This is a genomic window from Mycobacterium sp. NPDC051804, assembly GCF_044452905.1.
Taxonomy (GTDB): domain Bacteria; phylum Actinomycetota; class Actinomycetes; order Mycobacteriales; family Mycobacteriaceae; genus Mycobacterium.
The window spans coordinates 401,642-414,979 of sequence record NZ_JBITCD010000005.1; the positions used below are offsets into that span (position 1 = coordinate 401,642).

General features: G+C 64.6%; 13 protein-coding genes. 10 read left to right on the plus strand and 3 right to left on the minus strand.

The genetic code is table 11. The annotated features are described in order from the left end of the window. Positions 1-11 precede the first annotated feature (11 nt). Complete coding sequence (locus tag ACIA48_RS21655; protein ID WP_396736130.1) at positions 12-1,004, plus strand: SDR family NAD(P)-dependent oxidoreductase; 993 nt, start codon at positions 12-14, stop codon at positions 1,002-1,004. Beyond that, positions 997-2,424, plus strand: a complete 1,428-nt coding sequence (locus ACIA48_RS21660; RefSeq protein ID WP_396736133.1) for an APC family permease — start codon at positions 997-999, stop codon at positions 2,422-2,424. Before ACIA48_RS21655 ends, ACIA48_RS21660 begins: the two co-directional genes overlap by 8 nt. Here the strand turns inward: ACIA48_RS21660 and ACIA48_RS21665 are convergent. After that, positions 2,421-3,275: a DUF429 domain-containing protein gene (locus tag ACIA48_RS21665; RefSeq protein ID WP_396736135.1), complete on the minus strand. Its 855-nt coding sequence runs from the start codon at positions 3,273-3,275 to the stop codon at positions 2,421-2,423. The two genes, ACIA48_RS21660 and ACIA48_RS21665, sit on opposite strands and share 4 nt — an antisense overlap. Positions 3,276-3,315: 40 nt before the next feature. Here ACIA48_RS21665 and purB point away from each other — a divergent pair, with 40 nt between their 5' ends. From purB to ACIA48_RS21680, 3 genes are read left to right on the plus strand one after another with little or no spacing between them, the layout of a single operon-like run. Further along, positions 3,316-4,734, plus strand: coding sequence for an adenylosuccinate lyase (purB, locus tag ACIA48_RS21670; RefSeq protein WP_396736138.1), 1,419 nt, complete (start codon positions 3,316-3,318; stop codon positions 4,732-4,734). Next, positions 4,731-5,963 (plus strand): cytochrome P450, encoded by a 1,233-nt coding sequence (locus ACIA48_RS21675; protein WP_396736141.1) that lies wholly within the window; start codon positions 4,731-4,733, stop codon positions 5,961-5,963. Before purB ends, ACIA48_RS21675 begins: the two co-directional genes overlap by 4 nt. Next, the gene (locus ACIA48_RS21680; protein ID WP_396736144.1) at positions 5,960-6,886 is read left to right on the plus strand and encodes a tellurite resistance/C4-dicarboxylate transporter family protein; all 927 of its coding nucleotides are present in this window, start codon (positions 5,960-5,962) and stop codon (positions 6,884-6,886) included. Before ACIA48_RS21675 ends, ACIA48_RS21680 begins: the two co-directional genes overlap by 4 nt. Here the strand turns inward: ACIA48_RS21680 and ACIA48_RS21685 are convergent. Together ACIA48_RS21685 and ACIA48_RS21690 are read right to left on the minus strand one after the other, a co-directional pair. Continuing rightward, the gene (locus tag ACIA48_RS21685; protein WP_396736146.1) at positions 6,810-7,673 is read right to left on the minus strand and encodes a DUF559 domain-containing protein; all 864 of its coding nucleotides are present in this window, start codon (positions 7,671-7,673) and stop codon (positions 6,810-6,812) included. The genes ACIA48_RS21680 and ACIA48_RS21685 overlap by 77 nt on opposite strands. A gap of 95 nt (positions 7,674-7,768) precedes the next feature. Then, the gene (locus ACIA48_RS21690) at positions 7,769-8,389 is read right to left on the minus strand and encodes a hypothetical protein (RefSeq protein WP_396736149.1); all 621 of its coding nucleotides are present in this window, start codon (positions 8,387-8,389) and stop codon (positions 7,769-7,771) included. Positions 8,390-8,419: 30 nt separating this feature from the next. On the opposite strand from ACIA48_RS21690, the gene ACIA48_RS21695 reads away from it, so the two are divergent. From ACIA48_RS21695 to ACIA48_RS21715, 5 genes are all read left to right on the plus strand, one after another. Beyond that, positions 8,420-9,313, plus strand: coding sequence for a phosphoribosylaminoimidazolesuccinocarboxamide synthase (locus ACIA48_RS21695; protein ID WP_396736152.1), 894 nt, complete (start codon positions 8,420-8,422; stop codon positions 9,311-9,313). After that, the gene (locus ACIA48_RS21700) at positions 9,310-11,445 is read left to right on the plus strand and encodes a S9 family peptidase (protein ID WP_396736155.1); all 2,136 of its coding nucleotides are present in this window, start codon (positions 9,310-9,312) and stop codon (positions 11,443-11,445) included. Before ACIA48_RS21695 ends, ACIA48_RS21700 begins: the two co-directional genes overlap by 4 nt. Positions 11,446-11,487: 42 nt before the next feature. Continuing rightward, positions 11,488-12,057 carry a TetR/AcrR family transcriptional regulator gene (locus ACIA48_RS21705; protein ID WP_396736158.1) on the plus strand — a complete coding sequence of 190 codons (570 nt, stop codon included), beginning with the start codon at positions 11,488-11,490 and terminating at the stop codon, positions 12,055-12,057. 11 nt (positions 12,058-12,068) lie between these two features. Continuing rightward, on the plus strand, positions 12,069-12,560 hold the full coding sequence (locus tag ACIA48_RS21710; protein WP_396736161.1) for a glutathione peroxidase: 492 nt from the start codon (positions 12,069-12,071) through the stop codon (positions 12,558-12,560). Positions 12,561-12,632: 72 nt separating this feature from the next. After that, positions 12,633-13,337 carry a DUF2334 domain-containing protein gene (locus tag ACIA48_RS21715; RefSeq protein WP_396736163.1) on the plus strand — a complete coding sequence of 235 codons (705 nt, stop codon included), beginning with the start codon at positions 12,633-12,635 and terminating at the stop codon, positions 13,335-13,337. The last annotated feature ends 1 nt before the right edge of the window (position 13,338 follow it).

The following is a 13,338-nucleotide window of genomic DNA, read 5'->3' on the forward strand; positions in this document are numbered from 1 at the left end:
ACTAGGTCTGGATGATGATCACCAGGGTTCTCGACAGCGCTCTGGACCGGTCGGTGGTGCTCGGCTACACCAAAATCGGTTCGCGACTGCGGCGGATGTGGTGGCCACCGGATCCGCCGCCAAAGGCTATGGCGGGGAAGCGGGTTGTCGTCACGGGTGCCACCGCGGGTATCGGGGAGGCGATCGCCCGCTCGTTCGCCGAACTCGATGCGACCGTCCATCTTCTCGGCCGCAATGCCGACAAGGTCAAGCAGTCCGCCGGTGCGATTCGGCGCGCCGTCTCCGGTGCGATGGTGGTAGAAGAGGTCTGCGACGTCTCCGACCTCGACGCGGTTCGCGCGTGGTGTGACGACCTCTCGGGTCGCATCGAAGAGCTCCATGGGCTGGTTCACAACGCGGGTGCGATACCTGATGATCGCGTGGAGACACCACAGGGGCATGAGACTCAACTGGCGTGTCACGTGCTCGGCCCGCACCTGATGACGGAACGATTGCTGCCGCTGCTTTGCGACGCAGACGGTGCTTCGGTGGTGTTCATGTCCTCAGGCGGCATGTACACGTCACCGTTGTCGGCCCACGACATGGAGTCGAAATCCGACGATTACGAAGGCATTCGGGTTTACGCGAGAACCAAACGAATGCAGGTGGTGCTCGCCAACGCGTGGGCGCACAGACTGGCGGGTGAGGACATCCGCGTCGAGAGCATGCACCCGGGATGGGTCGAGACGCCTGGTGTCGCCGGCGCGTTGCCAGTTTTCCGAGTGGTGACACGTCCATTGCTGCGCGATACTGCAGACGGCGCAGACACTGCGGTGTGGCTGGTCGCCACGCGACCCGAGTCCAGTGCGGGCCACTTCTGGCACGACAGGGCCCAGCGGCCAACGACGTTCGGGTGGCAGCGCTACGAGGATCCGGAACGGGTTGCGCGATTCCTCGACGCGGTTTCGTCGATGACCGGAACAATGCAGTTCACACAGAACTCGCAGGAGGCGCATCGTGACTAAGCCGGATACCGAGGAAAAACAGCCAGAACTGAAGCGGGTGATGGGCCCCGGACTGCTGCTGCTGTTCGTCGTGGGCGACATCCTCGGCACCGGGGTTTACGCGCTGACCGGGCAGGTCGCCGGTGAGGTCGGCGGCGCGGCATGGCTACCGTTCCTGCTCGCGTTCGTGATCGCGACCATCACCGCATTCTCGTACCTGGAACTGGTGACCAAGTATCCGCAGGCGGCGGGCGCAGCGCTCTACGCGCACAAAGCATTCGGCATCCACTTCTTCACCTTCATCGTTGCCTTCGTAGTGATGTGCTCTGGTATCACCTCAGCGTCCACCGCGTCGCAGGCCTTCGCGTCCAACCTGATCAAAGGATTCGGATTGGATTGGGGCAAGGTCGGAATCGCGGTCATCGCGTTGTCGTTCATGGCAGCCCTGGCCGCGATCAACTTCCGCGGTGTCAGCGAAAGTGTGAAGCTGAACGTCTTCCTGACGATCGTGGAGATCACGGGCCTGATGCTGGTAATCATGGTGGGGCTCTGGGCATTCACGCAGGGCGGTGACAACCTCGACTTCTCGCGGATCATCCTCTTCGAAAGTGAAAGTGATAGAAGTACTTTCGTAGCTGTCACAGCGGCAACCTCGTTGGCTTTCTTCGCGATGGTCGGCTTCGAGGACTCGGTCAACATGGCCGAGGAGACGAAGGATCCGGTGCGGATCTTCCCGAAGGTTCTGTTGAGCGGCTTGACCATTGCCGGCATCGTCTACGTGCTGGTGTCGATCATCGCGGTGGCGCTGGTGCCCATCGGTGACCTCAAGGAGAGCAAGACCCCGCTTGTCGACGTCGTCGAGGCTGCGGCCCCCGGGTTACCGATCGACGAGCTGTTCCCGTTCATCACGATGTTCGCGGTGTCCAATACGGCGCTGATCAACATGCTCATGGCCAGTCGGTTGATCTATGGCATGGCCCGTCAACACGTACTGCCTCCCGTGCTCGGTTCGGTGCACAAGACCCGGCGCACCCCGTGGGTCGCCATTCTGTTCACCACGACGATCGCCTTCGGGCTGATCTTCTACGTGTCCGCGTTCGCCAGCGACAAGGCGGTCTCGGTGCTCGGCGGCACGACTTCGCTACTGCTGCTTGCGGTCTTCGCGATGGTCAACGTCGCGGTGCTGGTGCTACGTCGCGACGTCAAGGAGGCAGGCGGGCATTTCAAGACGCCAACGGCACTGCCCGTGATCGGTTGTATTGCCTCGCTGTACCTTGTGACTCCGCTGTCCGGTCGGCCCTCGACGCAGTATCTACTGGCCGGGGCGTTGCTGCTGGTCGGAATCGTGCTGTTCTTGATCACCATGGCGATCAACAAGCAACTCGGAATCAAGCAGAAGGGCATCACCGATCCCACGCACTTGGCCGAGACGCCCGACTAACCCCCGAGCTGTCTGCGGATTGCGGTGAGCTCGCGCTGAGCCCGCTCGATCATCTGCTGCACCTGCTCCAGCCGAGCAACAATATCGTCCGAACCCGGTTGTCCCACAGACTTTTTCGGCGCTTTGATACGGTCACCGGGCAGCGTCGGGGTGACGATGTAGCCGGTTTCGGCGTCGCCGTAGATGGTGACGTCTTCAGGCCGGTCGTACCAGTAGAGGCATACGTAGGCGCAGATCACCGCGTCGACGGGATCCTCGTCGCGGTCCAGCTGTGACGGTCGGGTTGCCGCCTCGACCCGCTTGCGCAGCGCGACCCACGCGACGTTGCGATTGACGCGCAATCTCGGAGTGGCGGCGTCGAGACCCTCGATGTGGGTCATCAGGTTCAGCAACGCAGCCTTGCGCTCGTCGAACGGTCCCCGCTTGTACTTGAGGGTCTTGGCGAGATTGAACAGCACGATCGTCGCGGGATGGGGAAAGACCTCGATGGCCTGCCTGGCCGACTCTGACGACGGGTCCATATCGAGGGCCAGCGCTTCGGCGAGTCGGGCGCCGCGGGGATGCTTGAATTCGGGCTTGTCGGTGAACGCCGGGCGTGCGCCGGCCTCGAAACGCTGAAAGTCGCGGTTGTAGGCGGCCTCGGCCGGTCGGTGCCCCGTCGGATTCTTCACGATCAGGGGAGCGTCGATACCGACCAGGCACGCGTCGCCGGTATAGGGCTTGATCGCGGCGATGATGCTGTTGTCATCTCCGGCGGTGCCGACGTGCAGCAGCCTGCCGTCGGCGTCGATAGCGGCCACGCCGGTCTGGTTCTTCTCACCCCATGCGAGATCGAGCCCAACGAAGTACATACGGCAAGACTGCCTTACCCGGGCCGTAAGCTGTGTGTTTGTGTCGATCCCGAATGTGCTGGCCAATCGATACGCCAGCGATGAGATGGTGGCCATCTGGTCGCCGGAAGCCAAGGTCATGGCCGAGCGGCGGCTGTGGCTGGCGGTGCTGAGAGCGCAGGCCGAGTTGGGCGTCGGTGTACCTGCAGGCGTGGTCGAGGACTACGAGCGGGTGCTCGAGGACGTCGACTTGTCGTCGATCGCGGCGCGCGAACGGGTGACCCGCCACGATGTCAAGGCGCGCATCGAGGAATACAACGCGCTGGCGGGCCATGAGCACGTGCACAAGGGCATGACGTCTCGGGACCTCACGGAGAACGTCGAGCAGCTGCAGATTCGTCGCTCCCTGGAACTCGTTTTCTCACACGGAGTCGCGGTCGTGGCGCGGCTGGCAGAGCGCGCGGTGGTCTATCGCGACGTGGTGATGGCCGGACGTTCGCACAACGTGGCCGCACAGGCGACCACGCTGGGCAAGCGGTTCGCCTCGGCCGCCGAGGAACTTCTGGTCGCGTTGACGCGGCTGCGTGAGCTGATCGACCGGTATCCGCTGCGCGGTATCAAGGGCCCGATGGGCACAGCGCAGGACATGCTCGATCTGTTCTCCGGTGACACCTCGAAGCTGGCCGATCTGGAACGTCACGTCGCCGAATTCCTAGGTTTCACAGAGATTTTCACCAGCGTCGGCCAGGTGTATCCGCGGTCGCTGGACCACGACGTCGTCTCAGCTCTGGTGCAGGCGGGTGCGGGACCTTCGTCGATGGCGCACACGATCAGGCTGATGGCGGGCCACGAACTGGTGACCGAGGGGTTCGCGCCCGGCCAGGTCGGTTCGTCCGCGATGCCGCACAAGATGAACACCCGTTCGTGCGAGCGCGTCAACGGGCTGCAGGTGGTGCTGCGCGGCTATGCGTCGATGGCCGCCGAGCTCGCGGGCGCGCAGTGGAACGAAGGTGACGTGTTCTGCTCGGTGGTGCGGCGGGTGGCGTTGCCCGACGCGTTCTTCGCGATCGACGGGCAGACCGAGACGTTCCTGACCGTGCTCGACGAGTTCGGTGCCTATCCGGCGGTGATCCAGCGGGAATTGGACCGCTACCTGCCGTTCCTGGCGACGACCAGGATCCTGATTGCGGCCGTCCGAGCGGGCGTCGGTCGAGAGACCGCGCACGAGGTGATCAAGGAACATGCCGTCGCGGTGGCGTTGGCGATGCGGGAGAAGGGTCAGGAGCCCGACCTGCTGGACCGGTTGGCTGCCGATCCGCGGCTGCCGTTGGACCGGGTGGCGTTGGATGCGGCGCTGGCCGACAAGCAGGCGTTCACAGGTGCGGCGGGAGATCAGGTGGACCGGGTGGTCGAGGCCGTGGGCGAGCTGGTCAGCCGGTATCCGGAGGCGGCCAAGTACACGTCGGGCGCGATTCTGTGACGCTCGCGGGCGCGTTGGCCGGGATCGACTTCACCGATCTCGACAACTTCGCCGACGGTTTTCCGCATGCGCTGTTCGCGGTGCACCGTCGCGAGGCGCCCGTGTACTGGCATGAGCCGACCGCCAACACACCCGACAACGAAGGCTTCTGGTCCGTCGCGACACACGCGGAAACCCTTGCGGTCTTTCGTGATCCGGTGACGTACTCATCCGTTACCGGCGGTACACGGCCATTCGGCGGCACGCTTCTGCAGGATCTCGCGGTCGCCGGGCAGGTTCTCAACATGATGGACGATCCGCGACACTCGCACATCCGCCGGCTCGTCAGCTCGGGTTTGACGCCGCGGATGATCGCCCGCGTCGAGGACGATCTGCGGACCCGCACCCGTCGGCTACTCGATGAGGTGACGCCGGGGGAGCCGTTTGACTTCTTGGTTGACGTGGCCGCCGAACTGCCGATGCAGATGATCTGCATCCTTCTGGGAGTTCCTGAAACCGAACGGCATTGGCTGTTCGAGGCGATCGAGCCGCAGTTCGACTTCGGTGGTTCGCGTAAGGCGTCCGTCGGGCAGTTGACGGCTGAGGAGGCCGGCTCGCGGATGTTCACGTACGGCCAGGAGCTGATCGCGTCGAAGCGCGCCGCGCCGACCGACGACATGCTGTCCGTGGTGGCGAACGCGACCGTGGAGGACGAGAGCCTCTCGGACATGGAGCTGTACCTGTTCTTCAGCCTGCTGTTCAGCGCCGGGGCAGAGACGACGCGGAACTCCGTCGCGGGCGGCCTGTTGGCGCTCATCGAGAATCCCGGCCAATTCCAGGCGCTGCGTTCAGATCTGGAGCATCTGCCGACCGCGGTCGAGGAGATGGTGCGGTGGACGTCGCCGTCACCGTCGAAGCGGCGTACCGCGACGCGGGATGTGGAGCTGGCGGGCTGTGCGATCAAGGCCGGTGAGAAGGTGCAGATCTGGGAGGGCTCGGCGAATCGTGATCCGCTGGTGTTCGTCGACCCGGATACGTTCGACATCACGCGGAAACCGAATCCGCACTTGGGTTTCGGTCAGGGAGTGCACTACTGTCTCGGCGCGAATCTGGCGCGGCTCGAGCTGCGGGTGCTGTACGAGGAGTTGCTGACCCGGTTCGGGTCGGTGCGACTGGTCAAGCCGGTCGAGTGGACGCGAAGCAATCGGCATACCGGTATCCGTCACATGGTGGTCGAATTACGGCCGTGAGACCCGACGTATTCGCGGCGGTCATGGCGACCGGCATCGTGTCGATCGCTGCCGCGGATCACGGCTTCGGTGTCATCAGCGAGGTCTTGATTGTCATTGCGGCAGTGGCATTGCCGGTGCTGATGTACTTGGTGGCCAGGGCGTGGCGCGGGTTCGACATGCGCGACCACAACGTGACGCTGCCGCTGTTCACGTACGTCGCCGCGTGCGCGGTGGTGGGCGCGCGACTGGCCGAGCACCGGATCGTGCTGTGGGTTTTGGCGGGTATGGCATTACAGGGCTGGCTGTCGCTGGCGCCGCTGGCCGCGCGTTCGATGTGGCGGAACCGGTGGACCGGATTGCGCGACCGTGCCCGCGGAGGGTGGGAGCTGGCGGCGGTCGCGACGTCCGGATTGTCCATCGTCTTCTCCGAACTTCATGTTCTGTTCTGGGCGTTCATCTTCTGGGTGCTCGGCCTGCTGTTGTACCTGGTGATGACGTCGCTGGTGCTGTGGCGGGTGCGGCACGATGCGTCGTCGCCTGAGCTGGGGGAACCGGACGTCTGGATTTTGATGGGCGGCATAGCGATTGCCACACTGGCGGGCGATCATCTGCATCACATCATGTATCCCGGCCCGATCGCCGACGCTGTGCGAGCGGTGACGATCGGAACGTGGATCGTGGCGACGGCGTGGATCCCGGTGCTGTTCTACGTGGCCGTGCGGCGATCGGTGGGGCTTGGGTGGCCCGCGGTGTTCCCGCTCGGCATGTACTCGTCGGCGACGTATGCGATGGCGGTCGAGACAGGCTGGCGATGGTTCATCGGGATCTCGCTGGCGTTCTTCTGGGCTGCTTTCTCGGCGTGGCTCATCGTGGCTGTCGGAGAGCTGCTGCGATTTCAGCGATTACGCGCTGCGGGTACTCCGTCAGATCCAGCCACGTGAATCTGAGGATCTGCCAGCCACTGAGCGCTATGGCGTTCTGTCGCGTGCGGTCGCGCTGAAACGTTTTCTGGTCACTGTGGAATGCCCAGCCGTCGACCTCGATCGCGACTCGCTGACTCGGGAACGCGATGTCGACGACGTACCCGCCGACCGGATAGTTGGCTTTCCAGCCGGATATCTTGGCCCCTCGCAGCAGTCGGATGATGAGGCGTTCAGCTTCCGAGCGGGCGCCGTCGGATGCCGCTTGGAGTAGGCGGCGTGCTGATGGCGAACCGTGCCGACCCTTGTTGCGAAGATGAGCTCGCCACAGCTGGGTGAGGTCGAGGTCGCCCTGCAGTGCTCTGTCCATCAACTCGGCGCCGCCGCCTCTGCGGACGGACGCTTCGACGACGGTGAGTGCAGGTTCGGTGACGCGAAGTCCCCTCCGCTCAACGACATCCTTTGGCCCGAGGTCGCGCCTACGTAAGCGAGTCATTGTCCGGTGTTGCAAGCGCGCGTCGCGCCGAACGGTGACTTCGATGATGCCGGGAGCGAATCTAGTCATGCTGTGCCACCAAGCGGCTGCCAATCCACTCGCTGCTGCCCCATCGCCGTAGCTCCAAACTGCTGTCCGTATGCGTGCCGCGTCGGTGAAGGGCCGGTCGGCGGCGAAGTAGACGCTTCGGGAAGTCCGCTGCCAGCGGCCAGACTTAACGATCCGGTCGATTGCGTCTTGGCTCAGGCCGCATTGACGGGCTTGCGCGCGGGTGATTACGCCGTCGTGGCGACGGAGATAGTCATCGAGCACGTCCTATTGACGGCCGCCACCCCGTCGCCGGTTCCCTTCCCCGTGATTTGTGGAGCCGCAGCCGCGGTGAGCGCGGCTAAAACTCCACAAATCGCCTATTGGCGGACGCGTCGGACGCCGGCAGCCCGCAATTCCAATGCCGCGAGACCGCGGATCGCGACGGGATCGTAGTTGCGCCACGCCCCCACGGGATCGTCGTCGACCGCCAGCAGCTTGTTCAACGGCCGATTGGCCAGCGCCCGCATCGCCAACAGCTGCTCACCCGCCGGAGTTCGCGCCAGCGTGATCGCAATCCACTTGCGACGGAAGAACCGGATACGCAGGAACAGCCACGGCATCGCGACGAACAGAATCGGCGGCGCCGCCACGGCCAACGCCAGCACCCACGCCAGCCACGACGCCGTGGTGTCGAGGCTCTGGCCAGCGCCTGCGATGTCCAGGGCGGCCTCGCTGGCTGCTCGCAACGGTTTGGCCAGCGAGTCTCCGATGAGCGGAAAGTCGTCTGTGTTGTCGCCGGCCGAGCTGAGGTTGTCGGCGACACCGTTGGCGCCATCCTGCACCTGCCTGCCCACTTCGGCGATGGTCGATATGGCGGCATGGACGGCCATTCCGACCAGCACCCAGATCGTCGTCCAGGCGATCACGACGATGTCGCTGATCAATTGCGCCAGCAGCCGGGTCGGCGTGGTGGCATAGGGAAGAAACCGCGAACTCATGATCCAGATGCTGCCCGATAGGCTGACCCGATGCGCCCCGCTCTGTCCGACTACCAGCATCTGGCCAGCGGCAAGGTACGCGAGTTGTATCGGATCGACGACGGGCACCTGCTGTTTGTCGCCACCGATCGCATCTCGGCCTTCGACTACATCCTTGACAGCGCGATTCCCGACAAGGGCCGCATCCTGACCGCCATGAGCGTGTTCTTCTTCGACCTCGTCGAGGCACCCAACCATCTGGCAGGCCCGCCCGACGACGAGCGCATCCCTGAGGACGTCCTCGGCCGCGCACTCGTCGTCGAAGAACTCGAGATGCTGCCGGTCGAAGCGGTGGCCCGCGGCTATCTGACCGGCTCCGGGCTCATCGACTACGAGAAGACCGGCTCGGTCTGCGGCATCCCGCTGCCGTCGGGTCTCGTGGAGGCGAGCCGGTTCATCGAGCCGCTGTTCACCCCGGCGACCAAAGCCGAACTCGGCGCCCACGACGAGAACATCTCGTTCAACGATGTCATCGAGATGGTCGGCGCGGTACGGGCCAACCAATTGCGCGAGCGCACACTGCAGACCTACATCCAGGGTGCCGACCATGCATTGACCAAGGGCATCATCGTCGCCGACACCAAGTTCGAGTTCGGTGTCGACAAGGACGGCAACCTGCGGCTGGCCGACGAGATCTTCACGCCCGACTCATCACGCTACTGGCGCGCTGACGAGTACTCCGAAGGCGTCGTACAGAACAGCTTCGACAAGCAGTTCGTGCGCAATTGGTTGATCGGCCCGGACTCCGGCTGGGATCGCCACGGGGACAAACCGCCACCGCCCCTGCCCGCCGACATCGTCGATGCGACCCGTGCGCGTTATATCGAAGCCTACGAACGTATCTCGGGCCTGAAGTTCTCCTCCTGGATAGGGCCACAATCGTGAGGCCACCAATCGCGAAGCGCGTTGACCATCGGCGTGAATATCACGGCGACGTGTTCGTCGACCCCTACGAGTGGATGCGGGACAAGTCCAACGCTGAGGTGATCGACTACCTCAAGGCGGAGAACGACTTCACCGACAAGGCCACCGAGGGCCTCACGGACCTGCGGCAGAAGATCTTCGACGAAATCAAAGCCCGTACCAAGGAGACCGACCTCTCGGTACCGACTCGGCGCGGCGACTGGTGGTATTACGGCCGTAGCTTCGAGGGCAAGCAGTACAACGTGCACTGCCGTTGCCCCATCGGTGCTTTCGACGACTGGGTGCCCCCGGAACTCGACGAGCACACCGAGATTCCGGGCGAACAGGTGCTGATCGACGAGAACGTCCTAGCCGACGGGCACGAGTTCTTCGCGCTGGGCGCGGCCGGGGTAAGCCTTGACGGAAACGTCCTCGCGTTCTCGATCGACACCAAGGGCGACGAGCGATACACGTTGCGGTTCAAGGACTTGCGCACCGATTCGATGTACGACGACGAGATCGTCGGCATCGGCGCAGGCGTGACGTGGGCCGCCGACAACCGCACGGTGTACTACACGACGGTCGACGACGCCTGGCGTCCGGACACCGTATGGCGACACCGAATCGGATCCGGTCTGCCCGCCGAGCAGGTGTACCACGAACCCGACGAGAAATTCTGGCTCGGGGTCGGGCGTACGCGCAGCGACAAGTACGTGATGATCGCCGCGGGCAGCGCCGTCACGACCGAGGTCCGTTACGGTGACGCCGCCGACCCGCAGACGGAGTTCGCTCAGGTGTGGCCGCGCCGCGAACTCGTCGAGTATTCGGTGGAGCACGCCATCGTCGGCGGTGAGGACCGCTTCCTGATCCTGCACAACGACGGTGCGGAGAACTTCACGCTCGTCGAGGCGCCGGTGGCGGACCCGACGACGTTCCGCACGCTGATCGAGCACCGCGAGGACGTCCGCCTCGACTCGGTTGACGCGTTCGAGGGGCATCTGGTCGTCGGCTACCGTGCCGAGGCGCTGCCGAAAATCCAGCTCTGGCCGATCTACGCCAACGGCACCTACGGCCACCCCGAGGAACTCACCTTCGAATCGGAGCTGATGTCAGCGGGTCTGGGCGGAAACCCCAACTGGAGTTCACCCAAGCTGCGGATCGGCGCGACGTCGTTCGTCATCCCGGTGCGGATCTACGACATCGACCTGGCGTCGGGCGAGCGCACACTGCTGCGCGAGCAACCGGTGCTCGGCGACTACCGGCCCGAGGACTACGTGGAACGTCGCGACTGGGCTGTCGCTCCCGACGGCGCTCGGGTGCCCATCTCGATCGTCCACCGCATCGGGCTGCAGTACCCGGCGCCCACACTGCTGTACGGCTACGGGGCCTACGAGTCGTGCGAGGACCCGCGGTTCTCCATCGCCCGCCTTTCGTTGCTGGACCGCGGAATGGTGTTCGCGGTCGCCCACGTCCGCGGCGGCGGTGAGCTCGGCCGTCCCTGGTACGAACACGGCAAACTGCTCGAGAAGAAGAACACGTTCACCGACTTCATCACCGTCGGACAGCATCTCGTCGAAACCGACATCACCCGGGCCGACACCATGGTCGCCTACGGCGGAAGTGCGGGCGGTCTGCTGGTCGGGGCCGTCGCCAACATGGCCCCTGAGCTGTTCGCGGGAGTGCTCGCCCTGGTGCCGTTCGTCGACCCGCTGACGACGATCCTCGATCCGTCGCTTCCGCTGACTGTCACCGAGTGGGACGAATGGGGCAACCCGTTGCAGGACAACGACGTATACGACTACATGAAGTCCTACTCGCCATACGAGAACATCGAGGCCGCCAAGCGCTATCCACCCATTCTCGCCATGACGTCGTTGAACGACACCCGGGTGTTGTACGTCGAACCGGCGAAATGGGTGGCGGCCCTGCGGCATACCCAGCCCGAGGGTGCACCCGCGGTGCTGCTCAAGACCGAGATGAACGCGGGCCACGGTGGCATCAGCGGACGCTACGAGCGGTGGAAGGAAGCGGCGTTCCAGTACGCATGGCTGCTCGACGCGGCCAAGGCCAACCACGACGGTGGTGCGTACGAAGAAGAGCTGCTCGACCGCTAGCAGATATCTAGGCATTGTCAAGATCGGCGGTATGATCTCGGCATGCGCAGGGATTCCTATCACCATGGCGACCTGAAGGCCGTCATCCTCGCCGAGGCCGCCGACCTGGTGGCCGAGCGGGGAGCGGATGGGATCTCACTTCGGGAATTGGCCCGCGCCGCCGGAGTTTCCCACGCCGCACCGGCGCATCATTTCACCGATCGTCGCGGGCTGTTCACCGCGTTGGCCGCCGAAGGCTGGCGCAAGCTGGCAGCCGCTCTCGACGGCGCCCGGCCCGAGTTCATCGATGCTGCACGGGCATACGTCCGGTTCGCCCTTGACCACCCCGGGCATTACGCGGTGATGTTCGATCGTTCACTCGTCGACCCCGAGAACCAGGAGCTGATCGCGGCACAGGACGCAGCCGGCACCGAACTCGCCCGCGGTGTCGGCACTCTCGACGATGCGCGTGCTGACAAGGACCCGCAGGCGGCTGCGTTGGCGGCATGGTCTCTGGTGCATGGTTTTTCGTTGCTGTGGCTGAACAAAGCGATCGACTCCACCCTTGATGACAAAGCTGATCCGATGGAGACGGTGCACCGAGTCGCGGGGATGCTTTTCGGGAGCGAGTAGCGTTTCCAAGCATGACATCGCTCACCGACATCGCACTGACCACGATCGACGGCCAATCGACCACGCTGGGCCAACTCGCCGACGGCGCAGTGCTCGTGGTCAATGTCGCCTCGAAATGTGGCCTCACGCCGCAGTACACAGCCCTGGAGAGGCTGGCCAAGGACTATCGCGACCGTGGGCTCACCGTGATCGGTGTGCCGTGCAATCAGTTCATGGGTCAGGAGCCCGGAACGGCCGAGGAGATCTCGGAGTTCTGCTCGACCACCTACGGCGTGACGTTCCCGCTGCTGGAGAAGACCGACGTCAACGGCGACGGCCGGCACCCCCTGTTCGCCGAGCTGACCAAGACGCCCGACGATGCAGGTGAAGCGGGCGACATCCAGTGGAACTTCGAGAAGTTCCTGCTCGCGCCGGGCGGTGCCGTCGTCAAGAGGATCAGGCCCCGCACCGAGCCGGACGCGCCGGAGGTCATCGCGGCCATCGAAGAGGTGCTGCCCCGGTAGTCGCACCGGATGGACAACTTCACGCAGGGTGTCAGAAACCGTTGGGACACCTGAAGTTGCCACAATGAGCGCGTGGCTGGACAACTGATCGTCTCGGTTTCCGGGATCAGCGACCGCACAATGCCCGAGGTCGAAGCCTTCTGCGGTCAGCTCGATGCACGGAACGTACCGGTGTCGTTTCTGGTGGCCCCGCGAATCAAGGGTGGTTACCGGCTCGACGAGGACGCCCCCACCATCAGGTGGCTGAGCGCCAGGCGGGACGCGGGTGACGCCATCGTGCTGCACGGGTTCGACGAAGCGAGCACCAAGAAGCGACGTGGCGAGTTCGCAACCCTGCCCGCGCACGAGGCGAACCTGCGACTGATGGCCGCCGACCGGGTGATGGAACACGTCGGACTGCGCACGCGCCTGTTCGCCGCGCCCGGCTGGACGGTGTCGCCGGGAACGGTGACTGCGCTACCGCGCAACGGCTTTCGGATGCTTGCGGCACTCAACGAGATCACGGATCTGGTTCGTCACACGACGGTGCGCGCCCGGGTGCTCGGCATCGGTGAAGGCTTTCTCAGTGAACCGTGGTGGTGCCGCACGCTTGTGCTGTCCGCCGAGCGCACGGCCCGGCGCGACGGCATCGTGCGGGTTGCCGTCGCGGCCCGTCACCTGCGCAGGCCCGGACCACGCCAGGCGATGCTCGATGCCGTCGACCTCGCCCTCATGCACCAGTGCACGCCGGGCGTCTACGAGTGGACGCCGTACAGCGCATTGACAGACGCCGCATAGC

What these genes read in the sequence shown, in the direction of transcription:
- ACIA48_RS21665 (WP_396736135.1), bottom strand. Translation starts at nt 3,275, where the DNA reads ATGTACTTCGTTGGGCTCGATCTCGCATGGGGTGAGAAGAACCAGACC.
- ACIA48_RS21695 (WP_396736152.1), top strand. Translation starts at nt 8,420, where the DNA reads ATGCGCCCCGCTCTGTCCGACTACCAGCATCTGGCCAGCGGCAAGGTA.
- ACIA48_RS21655 (WP_396736130.1), top strand. Translation starts at nt 12, where the DNA reads ATGATGATCACCAGGGTTCTCGACAGCGCTCTGGACCGGTCGGTGGTG.
- ACIA48_RS21710 (WP_396736161.1), top strand. Translation starts at nt 12,069, where the DNA reads ATGACATCGCTCACCGACATCGCACTGACCACGATCGACGGCCAATCG.
- ACIA48_RS21705 (WP_396736158.1), top strand. Translation starts at nt 11,488, where the DNA reads ATGCGCAGGGATTCCTATCACCATGGCGACCTGAAGGCCGTCATCCTC.
- ACIA48_RS21690 (WP_396736149.1), bottom strand. Translation starts at nt 8,389, where the DNA reads ATGAGTTCGCGGTTTCTTCCCTATGCCACCACGCCGACCCGGCTGCTG.